This window comes from Microcella humidisoli, assembly GCF_024362325.1.
Classification (GTDB): domain Bacteria; phylum Actinomycetota; class Actinomycetes; order Actinomycetales; family Microbacteriaceae; genus Microcella; species Microcella humidisoli.
On sequence record NZ_CP101497.1, the window covers coordinates 1624842 to 1644539 of the forward strand.

Sequence of the window (19698 nt, forward strand, 5' to 3'; positions counted from 1 at the left end):
GACGAGGAGGACCACCATGGCAGGCAAGGCAGTGCAGCAGGGTGCGACGTGGGGCTTCGCCGGCCTGCTCGCCTACATCGGCGCGGCGATCTACTTCATCAGCCAGAGCGACGGCAGCTTCGGCGGCGTCATCCTCGGTCTGCTGCAGGCGATCGTGTGGCCGGCCTACGCCGTCTACGGCGGGCTCAACGCCCTCGGCGTGTGAGCACGACCCGCTTCGGAACCCTCGAGCTCGCCCCCGCCGCCGAGCACCCCGAGCTGCTCGCGGCGCCCGTGCGCGACTTCCTCGCCGCGCACCCTGACGAGCGCGTGCTCGTCGGCGCGATCGACGCCGTGCTCGCCGACACGGCCGCGTTCTGCGCGCGCTACGAGGTCGACCCGTCGCAGGGCGCGAACTGCGTCGTCGTCGAAGCGAGGCGCGGTGAGACCCGCACGCTCGTCGCCTGCATGATCCTCGGCAGCGATCGCATCGATGTGAACGGGGCGGTGCGCCGGATGCTCGACGCACGCCGCGCATCCTTCGCGCCGCTCGATGCCGTGATCGAGGCGACCGGCATGCAGTACGGCGGCGTGACCCCGCTCGGCCTGCCGGCCGAGTGGGCGATCCTCGTGGACGAGGCCGTCGCGGCGAGCGGGCCGCTCATCGTGGGGGCGGGCATCCGCGGGGCGAAGCTGCTCGTGACGGGTGAGTACCTCGCCGGGCTGCCGGGGGCGCGGGTCGCGCCCATCGCGCAGCGCTGACCGCGCCGCGCGCGCTCAGTGCGCGAACACCACCTTGAGCACCACGACGACCGCGCTCAGCAGGGCGAGCAGCATGCCGCCCGAGAGCGTGCGCCAGGTGGGTCGTCGGCCGCTGAGCCGTTCGACGATGAAGCCGATGAGGGCGAGCCGGCCGACGACCCACACGGCAGCCGTCAGCTGCGCGAGCTGCGTCGGAATGAAGCTGAACGTGGCGATGAAGAGGATGACGGCCGGAACGAAGCCCGAGACGAGGATCGGCAGCGCGTCGCGGATCTCGTGGGCCATGTGCGGGCGGTGCTCGCCGTGCCCGCGGCCCAGCTGCTGGCCGACATCGTGGGCGAGGATGTGCGCGCTGTAGGTCGTGAGGGCGGTCACGGTCACGAGCAGGGCCGCCTCGCCGCCGACGATCGACTTGCCGGTGGCGATCACGATCGCCGTGAGCACGAGGATGTTGCCGTAGACGTACGCCGCCAGTCGGACGCGCAGGCGTTCGACGCTGAGCGGCTCGCCCGAACGGGCGATCATCCAGCCCGGCATGCGCGGAACGGGCGCCGCGACCTGCTCGTCGGCCGTCATCGCGGCACGCTAGACCGAGTAGTCGACGACCGCGCGGTCGGTGATCACGCTCGCGATGTAGGCGGCGGCTTCCTTGTGCGCGGGGTGCGCCTGGTAGGCCTCGAGGGCCGCGTTGTCGTCGTGCTCGGAGACGAGCGCGACATCCCAGTGCCCATCGACGAGGCCGAGGTCGCGGTCGACGCGGATGCTCTGGATGCCCGCGATCTGCGTCTCGAGCGCTTCGAGCCGCTCGGCGATGCCGTGGGCGTCGTCGCGGCGCTGGGCGTCGTCGGTGGCGGCCAGGCGGAACAGCACGATGTGGCGGATCATGCTCTCACTATAGGGATGGTCGCGGGGCCGCGCGGGGGCTAGATTCGCGCCATGGAGTCGAGATTCGCCACCCCCGTCGACATGCGCGCATCCGTGTTCTTCGACGGACCCGAGGCGCCCGCCCGGTACTCGCGGTTCTGGATGCTGCTGGTGCTGTCATCGATCATCGCCTCGGCGGGCGTCGTGGCCGATTCGACGGCCGCCGTCATCGGCGCGATGATCGTCGCGCCCCTGCTCGGGCCTATCCAGGGGACGATGCTCGCGACGGTGCTCGGCGATCGGGCGAACCTCATCCGCTCTCTGCTGCTCGTCGTGGCGGGGGCTGCGGTGGCCGTCGCGATCGGCTTCGCGATCGGGCTCACGGTGACGGGCGACGTCGTCACGGCGACGAACTCGCAAGTGGCGGGGCGCGTGAGCCCCCGGCTCATCGACCTGCTCGCCGCGCTCGGCACGGGGGTCGTCGGATCGGTCGCGCTCGTGCGCCGCGACATCTCCGACACCCTGCCGGGGGTCGCGATCGCGATCTCGCTCGTGCCGCCGCTGACCGTCGTGGGGCTCACCCTCGAGGCTGGCGCTGTCGACGAGGCCTTCGGGGCTCTGCTGCTGTTCGTCACGAACGTCGTGGCGATCATCGCGACGGGCATCGTGGTCATGTCGTTCTACGGGGTGAACAAGCTCAGCGCTGTGGGCGCCGACGCCGTGGCGGCGGGCGGCTCTCGGGCGGCGAGCCTGCGCAAGCCCGCGGTGCTGCTCATCTCGATGCTCATCATCATCGGCATCCCGCTCTCGCTGACAAGCGTCGAGATCGGCGCCAAGTCGATCATCGAACGAGCGGTGATCGAGGTCATCGACGACTGGAGCGGCGACGCCGGCTGGCGCGTGCAGAACATCGACTACAGCGGCGCGGAACTCACCATCCACCTCGAAGGGCCCCTGCCGGTGCCCGACACCGCATCGCTCGAGACGGCGCTGGCCGACCGCGGCGTCGACCCCCAGCTGGTCACGGTCGTGCTGACGCCGGTCTACGAGGTCGAGCTCGGTTCGTGAGCGCTGGCGCGATGCGACGCATCGGTTTGCTCGGTGGCATGAGCTGGCAGAGCTCGGCGCTCTACTACTCGCTCATCAACGACGGCACCGCCAAGCGGCTCGGCGGGGTGCACTCGGCCGACGTCGTCATGATCTCGGTCGACTTCGCCGAGGTCGAGCAGTTGCAGGCCGCGGGCGAGTGGGAACGCGCCGGTGAGTTGCTCGCGCGCGAGGCGCGTGCTCTGGAGGTGGCCGGCGCTGAGGTGATCGTGCTCTGCACCAACACCATGCATATCGTCGCACCGGCGATCGAGGCCGCGGTGAGCATCCCGTTGCTGCATCTCGCTGACGTCACGGCCGAGGCGGTCATGGCCGCCGGCCTCACCCGCGTCGGACTGCTCGGGACGCGGTTCACTATGCAGCAAGCGTTCTATCGCGAGCGTGTGGAGGCCCATGGGATCGAGGTTCTCGTGCCTGATCTCGACGACCAGGCCGTCGTGCACCGGGTCATCTACGACGAGCTTGTCCGCGGCGTCGTGAGCGACGATTCGCGCGCGGAGTACGAGCAGATCATCGAACGATTCGTCGAACGGGGTGCTCAGGGGGTCGTGCTGGGCTGCACCGAGATTGAGTTGCTCATCGATGCGCGCCACGTCGGCATTCCGCTCTTCGCCACCACGAGCCTGCACGCTCAGGCGGCGGTCGACTGGGCGCTGAGTAACAGTTCTCTAACCGCCCGCTGAGCCCCCTCAGCGCGCTGGGTCGTTATGCCCGTGGACTCGCTTCCAGAAGCGCGGACTTCTGCGAATACGCGTCACGATGTTCCGCGCTTCTGGAAGTCTCGCGGGCCACCGAACGCAGGGGGCAGGGCTGAGCACGAGACGGAGCGGTGTTGCCAGCATGGCGGTGTTCCGCGCGAAGCACGCAGCGAGCCGCACGGCATACCCTGGAGGGGTGACCGCCGCACCCCTGACCTCTGCCGAGCTCGAGGGCGTGCGCGCGCAGTTCCCGATCCTCGCGCGGCAGGTGAACGGGCATCCGCTCGCCTACCTCGACTCGGCCGCGACGGCGCAGAAGCCGCTGCGCGTCATCGAGGCCGAGAGCGCGTTCTATCGCGAGTCGAACGCGGCCGTGCATCGCGGAGCCCACACGCTCGCGGGCGAGGCGACCGAGCTGTACGAGGATGCCCGCCGCACGATCGCCGCCCTCCTCGCGGTCGACGAGAACGAGGTCGTGTTCACGAGCCACGCCACCGAGGCGCTCAACCTCGTCGCCTACGCCCTCGGCACGGCGAGCCTCGGCCGCGGCGCCGGGGCGAGCGCCGCGGCGGCTCCTTATGGATTGCACGCGGGCGACGAGATCGTCGTGACCGAGCTTGAGCACCACGCCAACCTCATTCCGTGGCAAGAGCTCGCGGCCCGCACGGGAGCGACCCTGCGCTTCATCCCCGTGCTCGACGACGGCGCGCTCGACCTCGATGCCGCCGCCACGATCATCGGCGAGCGCACGCGCGTGCTCGCGCTCACGCACGTCTCGAACGTCACGGGCGGCGTGACCCCGCTCGAGCACCTCGTGCCGCTTGCGCGCGCCGTCGGCGCGCTCGTCGTGCTCGACGCCTGCCAGTCGGCCCCGCACCTCACCCTGCACCCGCGCGAGCTCGACGTCGACATCGCCGTGTTCAGCGGTCACAAGCTCTACGGGCCGACGGGCATCGGCGTGCTCTACGGACGCGCGGCCCTGCTCGACGCGCTGCCGCCGTTCCTCTACGGCGGGTCGATGATCACGACCGTGACGATGGAGCGTGCCGAGTACCTGCCCGCGCCGCAGCGCTTCGAACCCGGCACGCCGCGCATCGCCCAGGCCATCGGGCTCGCTGAGGCCGTGCGCTTCGTCACCGAGATCGGCCTCGACCGCATCGCGGTGACCGAGCACGCCCTCACCGAACGGATGCTCGCGGGCCTTGCGCGCATCCCGCACGTTCGCGTGCTCGGGGCCGAGAACCCCGCGCCGCGCGTCGGCCTCGCGAGCATCGTCGTCGACGACGTGCACGCGCACGACGCCGGTCAGGTGCTCGACGAGGCCGGCATCGCCGCGCGCGTCGGCCACCACTGCGCGCAACCCCTACATCGCCGCTTCGGCGTCACGGCGAGCCTGCGCCTGAGTCTCGGCGTGCACTCGACGGCCGACGAGGTCGACCGGGCGCTCGAGGCCGTGGCGAGCATCCGCCCATTCTTCGGGTTCACGGAAGGAGCGCCGGCGTGAGCGGCCTCGAGCAGCTGTACCAGCAGATCATCATCGACCACTCCAAGCACCCGCACGGCGTCGGCCTGGCCGCGGGGGAGGAGACGAGCCACCAGCGCAACCCCGTGTGCGGCGACGAGATCACGCTCGCGCTGCGCTGGGATGCCGCGGGCGAGCGCGTCGAGGCCGTCGCATGGGAGGGCTCGGGCTGCTCGATCTCGCAGGCGAGCGCCTCGCTGCTCGCGACCCTCGCCGAGGAGTCGGCCGAGGAGAGCGCCGCGTGGACGCCCGCCGAGCTGACGGCGCTCATCGAGGAGTTCCGCGAGGCGCTGCGCTCGCGCGGGGCCATGCCGCTCGACGAGGAGCGCTTCGGCGACGCGGCCGCCCTCAGCGGGGTCTCGAAGTATGTCGCGCGCGTCAAGTGCGCGATGCTCGCCTGGGTCGCCGCGGAAGACCTGCTGCAGCGCCGCGAGGGCTCGGCCGGCTAGGCCCGCTCGAGCACTACGCCCTTTCGAGAACCCAGAGCGGAATCTGCCGCTCAGTCTTCAGCTGGTAGCTGGCGTAGTCGGGCCAGTTCTCGCACGCCCGCTCCCACCAGGTGACGCGCTCGTCACCCTCGAGCAGGCGCGCGCGGTAGTCGTGCTTCTCGGCCATGTCCTGCAGCTCGCACAGCGGGTGGGCCATGAGGTTGTGGTGCCAGACCGGGTTCTCGGGCGCACCGCCCTTCGAGGCGACGACGACGTAGTCGCCGTCGTGCTCGACGCGCATGAGGGCCGTCTTGCGCAGCATCCCGGTCTTCGCGCCCAGGGTCGTGAGCACGATGATGCGGCGACCCCGCAGGTCATTGCCCTCGACGCCGTTCGTGCGCTCGTAGAGCTCGGCCTGCTCACGGGCCCAGTCGGAGGTGCTCGGTGCGTATTCCCCTGTCAGCGGCATGGCTCGAGCGTATCCGGCGGTTCGTGCTGACGCGGCTTGGCGTGTCGCGGCCGCCCGGCGTAGTGTCGGCGCTCGAACGTATGTTCGAGTGAACCCCGTCAGACCAGCGCCGGGCCGGAGCGCGCGCGACCCCTGAATGCGAGACAGCCGTGCCGGCCCGTGCCTCCTCTCTCCCTGACCCCTCGGCTCCTGACGAGAGCCCTGCCGACCCGGTCGCGATCGTGTGGGCCGACCCCGACGGCCGCCCCATGCGGCTCGTCTGGGCCGGGGCCCGCTGGCGCGTCACCGACCGCCCGACCGTCATCACCGAGCCCGTCTCGTGGTGGCGCCGCCTCGACGTGGATGCTCAGGCCCTCGCCGTGGCTCCCCGCACCTGCACCGGCTGGCGCTTCCAGGCCACGGCAGACGATGGGCGCAGCTGCGTGCTCGACGTGCGCGACGAGGGGGATCCGGCCCGCTGGTTCGTCGTGAAGGTCTACGAGTGATCGGTGTCGGTCGCGACGGGGGCGGCAGCCTCGGGCGAGGTCGCGGCCCGCGACGATCCTCGGCGCACGACGCCCCGCACGATCAGCAGCACGACGAGCCCGATGAGACCGAGCGCGAGCAGCCACGGCAGCAGCACGCCGACCACCACGAGCAGCCCGGAGCCGAAGGCGACGAGTGCTTCCCAGCCCGTGACGAGTCCGCTCAGGAACGTGTCGGGCTCGTCAATCGGGGCGATCGCGAGCGATCCCAGGGTGAGGGTCAGGGTCGACAGGCCGACCTGATCGGCGTAGTAGCGCTGCTGCGCCTCGTAGCTCTCGAGCTGCGCCTGACGATCGCTGATGGCCGTCTCGAGGGCGATGAGATCTTCGACCGTCGCGGCGGCATCCTGCAGCGCCAGGAGGCGCGTGATCGACGACCGCAGCGCGACGACGCGCGCATCGATGTCTTGCACCTCGCGCGTCACATCGCTCGAGCTCACCTGCAGCTCCTCCACCTCGCCGAGCGCCTTGAGCTTCTCGATCGTGGCCGTGAGGCGCTCCGCCGGGATGCGCAGCACGAGTTCTGCTCCGCCGGCATCGGTTGCCATGCGCGACGAGAGCGATTGTGGGCCGTACTCGGTGCGCCCGTCCACACGACCCCCCGCGGCCTCGACGATCGACACGGCTTCGGTCGCCGCGTCGAGCGGAGCATCGACGGTCAGGTAGAGGTACCCCGTCGTGATGACGGCGCGATCCTCGTCGCCCGGCTGGCTCTCGAGGTCGCCGTCGCCCGCCGCCTCGTCGGTGACCGGGGCGCCGACGCCCTCCTCGAACCCCGGCATCCCGCCCGAGTCGCTGCCCGATTCGGACGTGGCGGCCGCCGCGCAGCCGCTCAGCAGCAGTGCGCTGAGGGCGAGGGCGGGGAGGGCGGTGAGCAGTCGTGGGGTGCGCATGGCGCTCACGGTAGACCCGTCGTTCGCCGCGGCACCACCCAACGTTTTCGGCTGAAACACGATCGTGACCTGCCGCCGAGTGCCGGCCGCTGCCGCGCGAGCCTGTGCCTGTGCCGAGAGAACCCAGAGGGAAGGGCGAGAAGCCGGCCGCGGCTCCGATCGGTCGCCTACATTCGAATAATTCCTCCGCGACTAGGGGTGGACGCGTAGGTCAAGGGGGTCGGCTCAGCCGGCCCCCTTCTCTCGTTCCCGGTCTCGCACGGCGGTCGTGAGCATCCGCCATAATCGGGCCATGGCGCGATGGTCGTGGTTCCGGCGGGATGCTCCGCTGCTGTCGGTCACGGGTGACACCGGCAGCGGGCCGGTCGTCGTCATGATCCACGGCATCGCTTCGTCGTCGGTCACGTTTCACCACCTCGTGCCGCTGCTCGAGCCGACGCACCGCTGCATCACGATCGACATTCTCGGCTTCGGTGCGTCGCCGAGCCCGGAAGGGGCCACGTACTCGCTGGACGAGCACGCCGCCGCGCTCGACCGCACGATCCGCTCGCTGCGGCTGCGCGAGCCCTTCACGCTCGTCGGCCATTCGCTCGGCAGCCTGATCGCGGCGCGCTATGCGGTGGCCCACCGGCGCGAGCTCGACCGGCTGGTGCTCGTCAGCTCGCCCATCTACCTGCCCCCCGCGATGATCGGCGACTCGGTCGACCGGGCCAGCATGGGCGCCTACTTCACGGTCTACGAGTTCTTGCGCCTGAATCCGAGCTTCACGCGGCGCACGGCGGCCGCGCTCGCCGCGATCGCGCCGATCAAGAACGTGCTCGAGCTCACCGAGAAGAACTGGCAGCCGTTCATGCTCTCGCTGCAGAACGCGATCGAGTCGCAGACGACGCTCGCCGACCTGTCTCGCGTGCGGGTGCCCATCGACCTCGTCTACGGCGCCCTCGACCCCTTCCTCGCGCCCGGGGGTCTGGCGATCGTGCAGCAGCTTCGGCACGTGCGCGCGCACCGCGTCTCGGGTGTCGCGCACATCATCCGCCCCAAGCTCGCGCAGGCGGTTGCGCGCGTCGTCTCCGAACCACCGGCGCCGTGGGGAGCCTCGAACGGCGAATAGGCTGGCGGCATGAAGACCTCGATCCTCGGCCGCACCGGTGCGACCGTCTCCTCTATCGGCCTCGGAACCTGGCAGCTCGGTGCCGACTGGGGTGACGTGAGCGAGAAGGATGCCCACGCGGTGCTCGACGCCGCCGTCGAGTCGGGCGTCACGATCTTCGACACTGCTGACGCCTACGGCGATGGCCGCAGCGAGCAGCTCATCGCCCGCTACCTGCAGTCGCGCCCCGACGTCTCCGTGTTCGTCGCGACGAAGATGGGCCGCCGCGTCGAGCAGACGGTCGAGAACTACTCGACCGAGAACTTTCGCGCTTGGAGCGACCGCAGCCGCCGCAACCTGGGCGTCGACACGCTCGATCTCGTGCAGCTGCACTGCCCGCCGACTCCCGTCTATTCGATCGACCGCGTCTACGACGACCTCGATCAGCTGGTCGACGAGGGTGTCATGAAGAACTACGGCGTGAGCGTCGAGACGGCCGAGGAGGCGCTCACGGCGATCGCCCGCCCCAACGTGGCAAGCGTGCAGATCGTGCTCAACGCGTTCCGGCTCAAGCCGCTCGACGCGGTGCTGCCCGCCGCGATCGCCGCGGGCGTCGGCATCATCGCGCGCGTTCCGCTCGCCTCGGGCCTGCTGAGCGGGCGCTACACGAAGGACACCGTCTTCGCCGAGAACGACCACCGCACCTACAACCGCGACGGCTCGCACTTCGACCAGGGCGAGACCTTCGCGGGGGTCGACTACGCCACCGGCGTCGAGGCGGCCGTCGAGTTCTCGGCGCTCGCCGCCGAGCACGGCCTCGCGCCGGCGACGGCCGCGCTGGCCTGGCTCGCGCAGCTGCCCGGCGTCAGCACGGTCATCCCCGGTGCCCGCTCGCCCGAGCAGGCGCGGGGCAATGCCGCTGCGGGAGAGGTCGACGAGCTCGGCGCCGAGTTCCACGCCCGCGTCGTCGAGCTCTACGACCGGCGGTTCCGCGCGGCCGTGCACGAGCGCTGGTAGCGAGCGCGGCGTGATCTCCGGCTCCACCCCGGGCGCAGCATCCACCGGCCCGACCCCGCGTCGGGGGCTCGGCCGCACCTTCGCCAACGTCTTCACGGCGAACCTCGCCTCGAGCCTCGGCGACGGCATCGCGCGCACGGCGTCCCCGCTGCTCGCCGCGCGGCTCACCGACGACCCCGTGCTCATCGCCGGCATCGGCGCCGTGGCGATGCTGCCGTGGCTGTTCTTCGCCCTGCCGGCTGGAATCCTCGTCGACCGCATGGATCGCCGCCGAGCTCTCGCGCTCGCCGCGGGCGTGCGCACACTGCTCGCCGTCGTCCTTCTCGTGCTCGTCGCGATGAACGCACTCACGATCTGGTGGCTCTACCTCGTGATCTTCGTCTACGGCGTGTGCGAGACGCTGTATGACGGGGCCATCCGCGCCGTGGTGCCGAGCGTTGTGCCGAAGCAGCAGCTGCCCCGGGCCAACGCGCGCATCGAGGGTGCCGAACTCGTCGTGCAGAACTTCGCGGCCGCGCCGCTCACCTCGGCACTTTTCGCGGTCGCCGTGCTCATCCCCATCGGCGGGCTCGTCGCGGCGTTCGGCCTCGCGGCCCTCCTCGCCGTGCTGCTGCCGGCGATCGCCTCCGGGCGGCAGTTCCATGCGGCATCGACCGAGCCGGTCGTGCCGTTCCGCCGGCAGCTCGCCGACGGCTGGCACTTCATCATGGGCAACCGGATGCTGCGCACGCTGTGGTTCGTCAGCATCCCCGTCGCGATCCTGTTCTCGGCCTCCAGCGCGACGCTCGTGCTCTTCGTGCTCGACACCCTCGCCATCCCCGAGGCCGGATTCGGGCTCTTCCTGCTCTCCGGCGCCGTCGGCGGGCTGCTCGGCTCGGTCGTCGCCTCGCGGCTGGCGCGCCGCTTCGGGCTCGGGCCCGTGATGGCGGCGATGAACCTCCTCGCGGGCATCCTCGTACTGCTGACGGGGCTGTTCCCGGTGCCGATCGCCGCGATCGTGCTGTTCGCGCTCGGCGCCGCGACGACGACGATCTGGAACGTGCTCATGATGTCGTTCCGCCAGGCGATCATCCCGGGCCGGCTGCTCGGCCGCGTGCACGGCACGTGGCGCACGCTGCTGTGGGGCACGATGCCCATCGGCTCGCTCATCGGCGGAGCGCTCGCCCTCATCGACCTCACGGTGCCGTGGATCGTCGGGGGCGCGGGCATCACCGTGCTCGGCCTGATCTTCTACCGCTTCTTGATGACGCTTCCGAATCCCGAAGACATCGACAACGGGGATGCCCCACCCCCGCCGACCGGCACCGTGCCGGTCGTGCCCGCCGCCTGAATCGAGCCGTCGTGCCGTACTCGCTCGCCCGTCACCCCTTCCCGCCCGCGGTGCGGCAGGTGCGCCTCGGCGCGCGAACGGTGCTGAGCGTCGCCGGTGACGACGCCTACGTGCGCCTGCGGCTCGTCGAGGCGAGGCCCGGCGAGCTCGCGGGATTCGTCGCGCCCGGCGGGGGAGACCACGTGCGCGTCGAGGCGGTCGAGGGCGAACCCCGCACCGAGACCGTCGTCGACCACTCCGTCGACGACGGATGGATCGACCTCGACGTGCTCGTGCACGGTGAGCCGGGCGCCGAGCTCGGGGTGATCGGCGCGTGGGCGGCGCAGGCTCCGCTCGGGTCGCCCGCCGTCATGGCGGGGCCCAAGGGCTCGGTCGTGCTGTCCGGAGCACCCGAGGAGGTCGTGCTCGCGGGCGACGACAGCGCCCTGCCGGCGGTGCGCCGCTACCTCCGGATGCTCGGCCCGAGCATCACCGGGCACCTGCTGCTCGAGACCCGGTTCGACCTGGCATCGCTCGGCATCGAGCCGCCCGGGGGGCTGCGCGTGAGCATCCTGAGCCCCGACCCGCACCGACCGAGCGTGGCGCTCGCCGAGGCTCTCGCCGCGCTGCCGGCTCCCACCGACCCGCTCGAGCGCTTCGTCTTCGCGTGCGGCGAGCAGTCGCTCGTCGCCCCCGCCCGCGCGGTGCTCGCCCACTGGGGCATCGACGTCGAGCGCGCCGTCGTCAAGGGCTACTGGAAGCGCTAGGGCGTCTCGCTCGCGCGCAGCCAGTCGAGCAGGTGCCGCAGCGTCGCCTCGGGCGCATCGCGGTGCACGCTGTGACCCGCGCCCGCGACCACGACGGCCTCGAGCAGCGGGTTGGTCGCGAGCACCGCCGCCGCGTGCTCGCCGGCGAACATCGCCCCGTGGTCGGGGTCGGCCGCGATCACCAGCGTCGGGGCGGCGATGTGCGGCACGAACGCCGTGACATTCCAGTCGTCGTTGTCGAGCACCATGCGCTCGAGCGCGAACCGCGACGCGGCCTGCACCGCCCACACCCGAAACTCGATGTCGAGCGGGTGCCAGTGCGGAAACTGCTCGGCGATGCTCGCGACCGTCGCGCCGTCGTGGTTGGCGAGCTGACCCGCGAGCACGCTCTGCCGCGCGGGCTCGTCGAGCTGCAGCGCGGGGTCGAGCAGCACGAGCCGCTCCGACCACGCAGACTCGGTGCCCGCCGCCTGCGCCGCCGCGGCCGCGCCGATCGAGTGCCCCACGACGAGCTGCCAGGGGCCGTCGCCCTCGGGCCGCGTGCCGAGCAGATCACCGGCGATGTCCTCGATGCGGTACCGGGATGCCCGCGGCGCGGCGCCGTGCCCCCGCAGATCGACGGCCGTCGCCGACCACCCGGCATCGGCGAGACCCTCGCTGATGCGCCACGTGGTCTGAGCGGATGACCCCAGTCCGTGCACGAGCAGCGCGCGTCGGGGGCTCTCGGGGTCGCCCCAGTGCCAGCGGGGCAGTGTCACCGTGCTCATGCGCAGGAGCCTAGTCGCGCCGTCGCCGGCCCGCCGCGTCGGGCCGGACCGCGAATCGGCTGAGTGCGGGAATCGATCGCCCGGCACCCCGGTTACGGCTCAGCATGACCCGCATCATGATCATCATCGGCTCCGTCCGTCCCGGCCGCATCGGCCTGCCCATCGCCCACTGGGTGCGCGACCGCGTCGCCGCCGCGGGTCACGAGGTCGACCTCGTCGACCTCGCCGTGCTGAACCTGCCGTTCATGGACGAGCCCGAGCACCCCGCCAAGCGCGCCTATACGAAGCCGCACACGATCGCGTGGAGCGCGCGCGTCGAGCAGGCCGATGCCGTGCTGCTCGTGAGCCCCGAGTACAACCACAGCTACAGCCCGGCGCTCAAGAACGCGCTCGACTTCCTCGCGCTCGAATGGCAGGGCAAGCCCGTCGGCGTCGTGAGCTACGGCGGAGCATCCGGAGGCCTGCGGGGCGCCGCCGCCCTCGATGCGGTGCTGACGACGATCGGCCTCGTGCGGGTTCCCGTCGACGTGGCGATCAACGGGCCGCACGCTCAGCTCGTCGACGGCACGTTCGCGGCGGACGCGAAGAACGATGCGACGCTCGCGAAGCTCCTCGACGGCCTCGACCGATACGCCGAGGCGCTGCGCCCGCTGCGCAGCTAGCCGGTCGTCGTCAGGACTCTGCGGCGAGCGGCCAGCCGGTGTAGCCCTCGGCCACATAGGTCTGGCCCGCGGTGGACTCCACGATCGAGCGCAGCTCGCCGAGCTGTCGACGCCGATCGAAGTCTGAGGCGTCGTCGGTCACGTGCAGCATGGTGGTGAGCCACCACGAGAAGTGCTGCGCCTTCCAGATGCGCTGCATCGCCCGCTCTTCGAAGGAGTCGATGAGGCGCGCGTCGTTCTCGAGAAGGAGCGCACGCAGCGCGACGTGCAGGAGGGCGACATCCGCGATCGCCAGGTTCATGCCCTTCGCGCCGGTGGGCGGCACCGTGTGAGCGGCATCCCCGATGATGGCGACGCGGCCGCGGCGCATGGCGTGTGCCACGAAGCTGCGGAATCGCAGCACATCGCGCTGGAAGATCGGGCCTTCGATCAGGCGGGTGCCGGGCACGCGCTTCTGCATGTTCTCCCAGATCTCGGCCTCTGAGAGCGAGTCGGGGTCGAGCGCGGGGTCGCACTGGAAGTACATGCGCTGCACCGTCTCGCTGCGCTGGCTGATGAGCGCGAAGCCGTCGGGCGAGTTGCTATAGATGAGCTCCTCCGAGCTCGGTGGTGCTTCGCAGAGAATGCCGAACCAGGCGAAGGGGTACTCGCGGAAGTACCCGCCCTGGCTCGAGCCCGTGACGGTGGGGCGCACGACACTGCGGGAACCGTCGGCGCCGACGACGAAGTCGGCCTCGATGACGAGCTCCTGCCCATCGGCATCGGCCGCGAGCACTCGCGGGCGATCGGGATTCGAGTCGTCGATGCGGTCGACGGTCACCCCGAAGCGCAGGTCCTGCCCGGCGGCGAGGCGCGCGGCGATGAGATCTTTCAGCACTTCGTGCTGCGGGTAGAGCCAGGCGCTGCGGCCGGTGAGGCTCGGGAAGTCGATGCGGTGGCCTTCGCCCTCGAAGCGCAGCTCGATGCCGTCATGGCGCCGCCCGACGGTGCGCGCTCGGCTGTGCTCGCCGATCGTGTCGAGCAGTTCGACCGTGCCCTGCTCGAGGATGCCGGCGCGGATGGTGCTCTCGATCTCACCGCGCGTGCGCAGGTCGACGATCACCGAGTCGATGCCCGCCTCGTCGAGCAGGTGGGCGAGCATGAGGCCGGCCGGGCCGGCTCCGACGATGGCGACGGGCGTGCGCACGGTGGTGGTCATGAGGTCTCCTTCGACGGGGTGCGGGATGCGGCGCCCTCATTGTGTGGCGGGCAACCGCTCCGAGTGCGAAAGAGTCCCGATGAACGGGATTAGTCTCGCTCGCCGACGCGCTCAGGAGCGCACGCCGAGCGCGCGCTCGATCTCCGTGCGGCCGCGATGCAGCTCGGCGAGGGCCGGCACAGTGGGTGCATCGCGGCGGATCACGACGGAGAGTGCGGCGACGACGGTGCCCGTCTCGTCTCGCACGGGCACGGCGACCCCGGTCGACACGGCTTCGATGGATCCGCGGGCGATCGCGTGGCCGAGCGCGCGCACTTCGGCGAGCTTGCGCCGCAGTTCGCCGGCATCGGCAATGGTCTCGGTCGTCAGCCGGGTGAGCGGGCTGGCCAGTATTCGTTCTTGCAGCTCATGCCCGCCGTAGGCGAGCAGCACGAGGCCGGATGACGAGGCGTGCAGCGGCAGGCGGCCGGCAACGCGGGTGACGTTCGAGCCCGACTCCGGCCCGCTCAGGCGCTCGAGAAAGAGCGCTTCGTCCTGCTCGAGCACAGCGAGCTGGGTGTGTTCGCGGATGCGTGCCTGCACGCGCTCCATCGCGGGCATCGCGGCCTGCCGAAGGCGGAGCGCTTGAGACGACCGCGTCGCGAGCTCCCAGAGGCGCATGCCGATGCGGATGCGGCGATCGTCGTCTCGTTCGAGAAGCCCCGCGTCGACGAGCTCACCGACGATGCGGTGCGCCGTCGAGCGAGGAAGCCCCGACCGCCGCCCGATCTCGGCGGCGGTCTGCACCGTGCGCGCCGGGGTGAAGGTCTCGAGCACGCGAACGAGACGGTCGGTCACCGAGTCGCCGGTGGAGGAGTTCGCCATGACCCGAGCATGACATTCATTCCCATTCAGTGGGAAGCCTCGGGCGCCGCGATCGCGGCGGCCGCAAGAATGACCGGCACCGCCACCCCGCTGTCGAGGAGCACCCATGACGATCACCCCGCCGCCCGCCGCCGCGCCTGAGTCACTGCTCGCAGCGCCCGACCAGGCAACCCAGTCGGCGATCACCGCCGAGATCGTGGCCGCTCACGCCGAGGCCGAGAGGCGCGTCGCGGCGGGCGAGTCGCTGCCGACGACGCTCTACGACTTCCCCGCCTATCGCTCGAGCATTCTGCGGCACCCCACGAAGAACCCGCGGCTCGTCGACCCCGAGACCATCGAGCTCTTCTCGCCCGCGTTCGGGCAGCGCGATGTCGCCGCGATCGAGACCGACCTCACGCTGCAGCACACGGGCGAGCCCCTCGGCGAGCGCATGACTGTCGAGGGCCGACTGCTCGACTCGTGGGGACGCCCGCTGCGCAACCAGCTCATCGAGATCTGGCAGGCCAATGCCGCGGGGCGCTACATCCACCAGCGCGACCAGCACCCCGCGCCGCTCGACCCGAACTTCACCGGAGCCGGCCGCACCATCACCGACGACGACGGCCGGTACCGTTTCGTCACGATCAAGCCCGGGCCCTACCCGTGGCGCAACCATGTCAACGCCTGGCGGCCCGCGCACATCCACTTCTCGATCTTCGGCTCGTCGTTCACCCAGCGGATCATCACGCAGATGTACTTCCCCGGCGACCCGCTCTTCGCGCTCGATCCGATCTATAACTCGATCCGCACGCAGAAAGACCGTGATCGACTCATCGGGGTCTACGACCATGACCTGACGAGCCCCGAGTTCTCGATGGGATACCGCTTCGACATCGTCGTCGACGGCCCCGATGCCACCTGGTTCGAGCCCGAGGAAGGCCACTGATGACCACCGTCCCGCCCCGCACCCTCGAGCCCACCCCGGGCCAGACCGTCGGCCCCTTCTTCGCCTTCGGATTGCAGTACCCCGCGATGAACCAGGTCGTCTTCCCGCACTCGCCGGACTCGCTCGTTCTGGGTGGCACGGTCACCGATGGAGCTGGGGCGGCGATTCCCGATGCGCTCATCGAGCTCTGGCAGGCTGACTCCGACGGTTCGATTCCCCGCGTTCGCGGCGCCTGCAAACGCGATGGCCACACGTTCACCGGGTTCGGGCGCGCGTTCACGAGCGACGAGGGCCGGTACGAGTTCTGGACCCGGGAGCCGGGCGCCGAGGCCGGCAAGGCGCCCTTCTTCGCCATCGTCGTCTACGCTCGCGGGCTGCCGAACAAGCTGCACACCCGGGCGTACCTGCCGGACGACGCGGCCGCGCTCGACGCTGATCCGCTGCTCTCCGCTCTGTCGGCCGACGAGCGCGCTACGCTCATCGCAACGCGCACGCCCGAGGGTGCCCTCCATTTCGACATCCGGCTGCAGGGCGAGAAGGAGACCGTGTTCCTTGCCTACTGACGGGTCGGTCGACCGGGGTCTGCTCTCGCCCGTGACCGTGGGCACTGCCGACGCGGTCGGCGATGACGCCGTCCTCGGCGCCCTCGTTGCCGTCGAGATCGCGTTGACGCGGGCGTGGGCGGTGGTGGGGGATGCCCCGGCCGAGTTGGCCGAGCGCGTCTCGACCCAGCTCGGGTGGTCGGGCCCCGGCCTCCTCGCCCTCGGCCACGGCATCGACCTCGCCGAACTGGCGACGGCGGCCGTTGACGGCGGCAACCCGGTGATCCCGCTCGTCGGTCGCCTGCGGTCCCGCGTCCCCGAGAGCGACCGCGCCTGGGTCCACCGCGGAGCGACCAGTCAAGACGTTCTCGACTCGGCGGTGATGCTGCTGGCGAGAGGGGTCGGCCACACGATCGTGCAGCACCTCGGCGAGGTGGACGCCTCGCTGGTCGCGCTCGCGGTGCGGCACCGCGATGAGGTCGCGGTCGCGCGCACGCTCGGTCAGCATGCGGTGCCCACCACCGTTGGTCTGCGGGCGGCAACCTGGCTCGTGGGCGTTCGGCGTGCGCGACGTCGCCTCGAGCACGCCCTCGCGCACCTGCCCGCGCAACTCGGCGGTGCCGCGGGCACGCTGTCGGCCTTCGTCGAGCACGCGCGCGTCGCACACGGTGCCGAAGCCGAACAGGTCGTCGAGCGCCTCGTGGCGGCCTTCGCGAACGAGCTCGATCTCGCGGTGCCCGAGCACCCCTGGCATACCGTGCGCTGGCCCGTGACCGAGCTCGGCGATGCGCTCGTGCAGACCATCGACAGCCTGGGCGTGATCGCTGGCGATGTGGCGACCCTCGCGCGCACCGAGATCGGCGAGCTCGTCGAATCGGCTCCCGGGGGGTCCTCGGCCATGCCCCACAAGCGCAACCCTGCCGCCTCGGTGCTGATCCGGTCGGCGGCCCTGCGGGCCCCCCAGCTCGGAGCCACCCTGCATCTCGCGGCGGCTCTCGCTGTCGACGAGCGCCCCGACGGTGCCTGGCACGCCGAGTGGCCCACGGTGCGCGAGCTGCTGCGGCTCGCGCTCGGCGCCGCCGGAACGGCGAGTCGACTCACTGCAGGGCTTGCTGTCGACCTCGCCGCGGTCGCGCGCAACCTCGACCAGTCGGCGGGCCTGCTGGTGACGGAACGCCTCGCGATCGTTCTGGGCCCGATCATCGGGATCGATCGCGCGCGCAGCATCGTGGCCGCGGCCACCAGTGTCGACGACCTCGAGCGCGTGCTGCACGCAGAGCCCGGCCTTGCCGGGCACGACATCGCGGCGCTTCTCGATCCCGCCGCCTACCTCGGGCTCGCCGGCACCCTCGTCGATCGCGCGACCACCCTCGGGGAGGGGTCATGACGGTACCGAAGATTCATCTCACCGCGATCGAGGGACCCGCCCAGGCGCCTCTTCTCGTGCTGGGCCCGTCGCTGGGCACCTCCACGATTCTGTGGGAGTCGACCGTGCCGCTCCTGCGCGAGCGCTACCGGGTGTGCGCGTGGGATCTGCCGGGGCACGGCGACGCGCCGCCGGCCGCCGAGCCGTTCACCGTCGGCGAGCTGGCCGATGCCGTCGCGGCTACCGTCGCCGAGCGGGGCGAAGCCCGCATCCTGTACGCAGGGGTGTCGCTCGGGGGCGCGACCGGCCTCGAGCTCGCGCTGCGGCATCCCGCCGTCGTCGCGGCGACGGCGATCGTCGCCTCGGGAGCCCAGCTGGGCGATCCCGCCGCCTGGCACGAGCGCGCCGCGACCGTGCGCGCGCAGTCAACCTCGGTGCTCATCATCCCCTCGGCGCAGCGCTGGTTCGCTCCCGGGGCGATGGAGCGCGAGCCCGAGTTGTCGGGGCGACTGCTGCATGCGCTGCAAGACGCCGATGACGAGAGCTACGCGCGCTGCTGCGAAGCGCTCGCCGGGTACGACGTGCGCGAACGACTCGGCGAGGTGCGGATGCCCGTGCTCGCGCTCTGGGGAGAACACGATACGGTCGCCCCCGAGGCGAAGGCCGTCGAGATCGCCCGCGGCGTCGTCGACGGTCGCTCGGCGATGGTGCCCGGCGTGGCACACCTGCCTCCTGCCGAGAACGCGGAGGCGGCCGCCGCTGCTCTGCGCCGGTTCTTCGCCGATGCTGCCCGAGAGGACTGAGATGGCCGACTCACCCGCACGCCCGTCAGGAGACGGACTCACGGACGGCGAGCGCTATGCCCAGGGGATGCGCGTGCGCCGCGAGGTGCTCTCCGACGCGCACGTCGATGCCGCCATCGAGCGCACCACCCCGACCACGGCGGCGTTCCAAGACCTGATCACCCGTTACGCCTGGGGCGACATCTGGTCGCGGCCGGGGCTCGACCGGCGGTCGCGGTCCGTGGCTGTGCTGAGCTCGCTCATCGCCCTCGGCCACCACGAGGAGTTCGCGATGCACGCGCGCGCGGCGCTGCGCAACGGGCTGACGCGCGACGAGATCGTCGAGGTCATACTGCAGAGCGCGATCTACGCGGGCGTTCCGGCGGCCAACACGGCGTTCGCGCTCGCCCGCCCGATCCTCGATGAGGGGGAGTCGGCCGGCGCGTGATCGCGGCCGACGGGCCTCTCTAGATCAGGCCCTGCCGCTGCGGCACGAGATCGATCGACGCGATCGCCGCGAGCGCGAGGCCCATGGCTCGCGCCTCGTCGGTGAACAGGCTCGACTGCACGCGCGCCGAGGTGATGCGCAGCGATTCGTCGCGCGTGAGACCGAACCAGCCGCACACGATCTCGATGCCGTGCGGCGTCACCCGCCACAGCTTGTCGGCGTCCTTGACGCACGCGTCGTCGACCGAGAGGGCCTCGTGGCGCGAGTCGTGCCCGTCGATGATCGCGACCACCCGATCGATGATCTCGGGTGGATGCCCCAGCTCGCCGAGCACCTCGGTGGCGATGCGAGCACCCTCGATCTCGTGCTGCCGCACGAGGTCGGGTCGGCCGCCGCCCGGCGCGATCGCCTCGAGGATCTCGTGGTCGGCCACGGTCGACCAGCCGGTGTCGTGCAGCAGGATGGCCGGCAAGACGACGGATTCGTCGGCGTCGGGTACGAGGGCGACCAGGGCCCGAGCGATGCCGTAGGCGTAGAGCGTGTGGGTGTCGTTGTTGCGCACGCGCAGGTGGCCGCGAGCGAGCTCCCAGATCGCACTGTCTCGCTCGCTGAGCGTGAGATAGCCGGGCACGTCGACCGCGTTCGGAATGTGGGCACGAACGTCGCGACCGTACCGCGTGCTCGTCGGTGAGCTCATGAACGAACGCTCGCACCA

Annotated in this window: 25 protein-coding genes; 17 read left to right on the plus strand and 8 right to left on the minus strand. The window is 71.2% G+C overall.

The genetic code is table 11. The annotated features are described in order from the left end of the window. The first annotated feature begins 16 nt into the window (after positions 1-16). Together NNL39_RS07870 and NNL39_RS07875 are read left to right on the plus strand one after the other, a co-directional pair. Positions 17-205: a hypothetical protein gene (locus NNL39_RS07870; RefSeq protein ID WP_255158628.1), complete on the plus strand. Its 189-nt coding sequence runs from the start codon at positions 17-19 to the stop codon at positions 203-205. Further along, positions 202-741: a YbaK/EbsC family protein gene (locus tag NNL39_RS07875; protein WP_255158630.1), complete on the plus strand. Its 540-nt coding sequence runs from the start codon at positions 202-204 to the stop codon at positions 739-741. The genes NNL39_RS07870 and NNL39_RS07875 overlap by 4 nt, the downstream gene beginning before the upstream one ends. 15 nt (positions 742-756) lie before the next feature. Here NNL39_RS07875 and NNL39_RS07880 read toward each other — a convergent pair whose 3' ends face one another. Then, complete coding sequence (locus NNL39_RS07880) at positions 757-1317, minus strand: hypothetical protein (RefSeq protein WP_255158632.1); 561 nt, start codon at positions 1315-1317, stop codon at positions 757-759. Between the two features lie 9 nt (positions 1318-1326). Beyond that, positions 1327-1626 (minus strand): Dabb family protein, encoded by a 300-nt coding sequence (locus NNL39_RS07885; protein ID WP_255158634.1) that lies wholly within the window; start codon positions 1624-1626, stop codon positions 1327-1329. Positions 1627-1677: 51 nt separating this feature from the next. Here NNL39_RS07885 and NNL39_RS07890 point away from each other — a divergent pair, with 51 nt between their 5' ends. From NNL39_RS07890 to sufU, 4 genes are all read left to right on the plus strand, one after another. Then, positions 1678-2673, plus strand: coding sequence for a DUF389 domain-containing protein (locus tag NNL39_RS07890; protein ID WP_255158636.1), 996 nt, complete (start codon positions 1678-1680; stop codon positions 2671-2673). Positions 2674-2684: 11 nt separating this feature from the next. Further along, entirely contained in the window at positions 2685-3395 is a 711-nt protein-coding gene (locus tag NNL39_RS07895) for an aspartate/glutamate racemase family protein (protein WP_255158638.1), read from the plus strand. 211 nt (positions 3396-3606) lie between these two features. Beyond that, complete coding sequence (locus NNL39_RS07900; RefSeq protein WP_255158640.1) at positions 3607-4914, plus strand: SufS family cysteine desulfurase; 1308 nt, start codon at positions 3607-3609, stop codon at positions 4912-4914. Beyond that, complete coding sequence (gene sufU / locus NNL39_RS07905) at positions 4911-5381, plus strand: Fe-S cluster assembly sulfur transfer protein SufU (protein WP_255158641.1); 471 nt, start codon at positions 4911-4913, stop codon at positions 5379-5381. The genes NNL39_RS07900 and sufU overlap by 4 nt, the downstream gene beginning before the upstream one ends. A gap of 13 nt (positions 5382-5394) precedes the next feature. Here sufU and NNL39_RS07910 read toward each other — a convergent pair whose 3' ends face one another. Further along, complete coding sequence (locus NNL39_RS07910; protein WP_255158643.1) at positions 5395-5829, minus strand: nitroreductase family deazaflavin-dependent oxidoreductase; 435 nt, start codon at positions 5827-5829, stop codon at positions 5395-5397. Between the two features lie 149 nt (positions 5830-5978). On the opposite strand from NNL39_RS07910, the gene NNL39_RS07915 reads away from it, so the two are divergent. After that, positions 5979-6314, plus strand: a complete 336-nt coding sequence (locus NNL39_RS07915) for a hypothetical protein (protein ID WP_255158645.1) — start codon at positions 5979-5981, stop codon at positions 6312-6314. Here the strand turns inward: NNL39_RS07915 and NNL39_RS07920 are convergent. Next, positions 6305-7246, minus strand: a complete 942-nt coding sequence (locus tag NNL39_RS07920; RefSeq protein WP_255158647.1) for a DUF4349 domain-containing protein — start codon at positions 7244-7246, stop codon at positions 6305-6307. The genes NNL39_RS07915 and NNL39_RS07920 overlap by 10 nt on opposite strands. 292 nt (positions 7247-7538) lie before the next feature. Between NNL39_RS07920 and NNL39_RS07925 the strand changes: the two genes are divergently transcribed. From NNL39_RS07925 to NNL39_RS07940, 4 genes are read left to right on the plus strand one after another with little or no spacing between them, the layout of a single operon-like run. Continuing rightward, positions 7539-8357, plus strand: a complete 819-nt coding sequence (locus NNL39_RS07925; protein WP_255158649.1) for an alpha/beta fold hydrolase — start codon at positions 7539-7541, stop codon at positions 8355-8357. A 9-nt stretch (positions 8358-8366) separates the two neighbouring features. Continuing rightward, entirely contained in the window at positions 8367-9353 is a 987-nt protein-coding gene (locus NNL39_RS07930; protein ID WP_255158651.1) for an aldo/keto reductase, read from the plus strand. Between the two features lie 10 nt (positions 9354-9363). After that, positions 9364-10683 carry an MFS transporter gene (locus NNL39_RS07935; protein ID WP_255158653.1) on the plus strand — a complete coding sequence of 440 codons (1320 nt, stop codon included), beginning with the start codon at positions 9364-9366 and terminating at the stop codon, positions 10681-10683. Between the two features lie 11 nt (positions 10684-10694). Then, positions 10695-11429: a siderophore-interacting protein gene (locus NNL39_RS07940; protein WP_255158655.1), complete on the plus strand. Its 735-nt coding sequence runs from the start codon at positions 10695-10697 to the stop codon at positions 11427-11429. Here the strand turns inward: NNL39_RS07940 and NNL39_RS07945 are convergent. Further along, positions 11426-12196, minus strand: a complete 771-nt coding sequence (locus tag NNL39_RS07945) for an alpha/beta fold hydrolase (protein WP_255158658.1) — start codon at positions 12194-12196, stop codon at positions 11426-11428. The two genes, NNL39_RS07940 and NNL39_RS07945, sit on opposite strands and share 4 nt — an antisense overlap. A 104-nt stretch (positions 12197-12300) precedes the next feature. On the opposite strand from NNL39_RS07945, the gene NNL39_RS07950 reads away from it, so the two are divergent. Beyond that, positions 12301-12858 carry an NADPH-dependent FMN reductase gene (locus NNL39_RS07950; RefSeq protein ID WP_255158659.1) on the plus strand — a complete coding sequence of 186 codons (558 nt, stop codon included), beginning with the start codon at positions 12301-12303 and terminating at the stop codon, positions 12856-12858. A gap of 10 nt (positions 12859-12868) precedes the next feature. Here NNL39_RS07950 and NNL39_RS07955 read toward each other — a convergent pair whose 3' ends face one another. Beyond that, positions 12869-14056, minus strand: a complete 1188-nt coding sequence (locus tag NNL39_RS07955; RefSeq protein ID WP_255158660.1) for a 4-hydroxybenzoate 3-monooxygenase — start codon at positions 14054-14056, stop codon at positions 12869-12871. A 111-nt stretch (positions 14057-14167) separates the two neighbouring features. Next, on the minus strand, positions 14168-14920 hold the full coding sequence (locus NNL39_RS07960) for an IclR family transcriptional regulator (RefSeq protein ID WP_255158661.1): 753 nt from the start codon (positions 14918-14920) through the stop codon (positions 14168-14170). 106 nt (positions 14921-15026) lie between these two features. Between NNL39_RS07960 and pcaH the strand changes: the two genes are divergently transcribed. From pcaH to pcaC, 5 genes are read left to right on the plus strand one after another with little or no spacing between them, the layout of a single operon-like run. Continuing rightward, the gene (gene pcaH / locus NNL39_RS07965; protein ID WP_255158662.1) at positions 15027-15845 is read left to right on the plus strand and encodes a protocatechuate 3,4-dioxygenase subunit beta; all 819 of its coding nucleotides are present in this window, start codon (positions 15027-15029) and stop codon (positions 15843-15845) included. Further along, positions 15845-16408, plus strand: a complete 564-nt coding sequence (gene pcaG / locus NNL39_RS07970; RefSeq protein WP_255158664.1) for a protocatechuate 3,4-dioxygenase subunit alpha — start codon at positions 15845-15847, stop codon at positions 16406-16408. The genes pcaH and pcaG overlap by 1 nt, the downstream gene beginning before the upstream one ends. Before the next feature lie 31 nt (positions 16409-16439). Next, positions 16440-17774, plus strand: a complete 1335-nt coding sequence (locus tag NNL39_RS07975; RefSeq protein ID WP_255158665.1) for a lyase family protein — start codon at positions 16440-16442, stop codon at positions 17772-17774. Beyond that, positions 17771-18556 (plus strand): alpha/beta fold hydrolase, encoded by a 786-nt coding sequence (locus NNL39_RS07980; RefSeq protein ID WP_255158667.1) that lies wholly within the window; start codon positions 17771-17773, stop codon positions 18554-18556. Before NNL39_RS07975 ends, NNL39_RS07980 begins: the two co-directional genes overlap by 4 nt. A 1-nt stretch (position 18557) precedes the next feature. Beyond that, positions 18558-18983, plus strand: a complete 426-nt coding sequence (gene pcaC, locus NNL39_RS07985; protein WP_255158669.1) for a 4-carboxymuconolactone decarboxylase — start codon at positions 18558-18560, stop codon at positions 18981-18983. 19 nt (positions 18984-19002) lie between these two features. Here pcaC and NNL39_RS07990 read toward each other — a convergent pair whose 3' ends face one another. Further along, positions 19003-19680 (minus strand): HD domain-containing protein, encoded by a 678-nt coding sequence (locus NNL39_RS07990; RefSeq protein WP_255158671.1) that lies wholly within the window; start codon positions 19678-19680, stop codon positions 19003-19005. Positions 19681-19698: the final 18 nt, after the last annotated feature.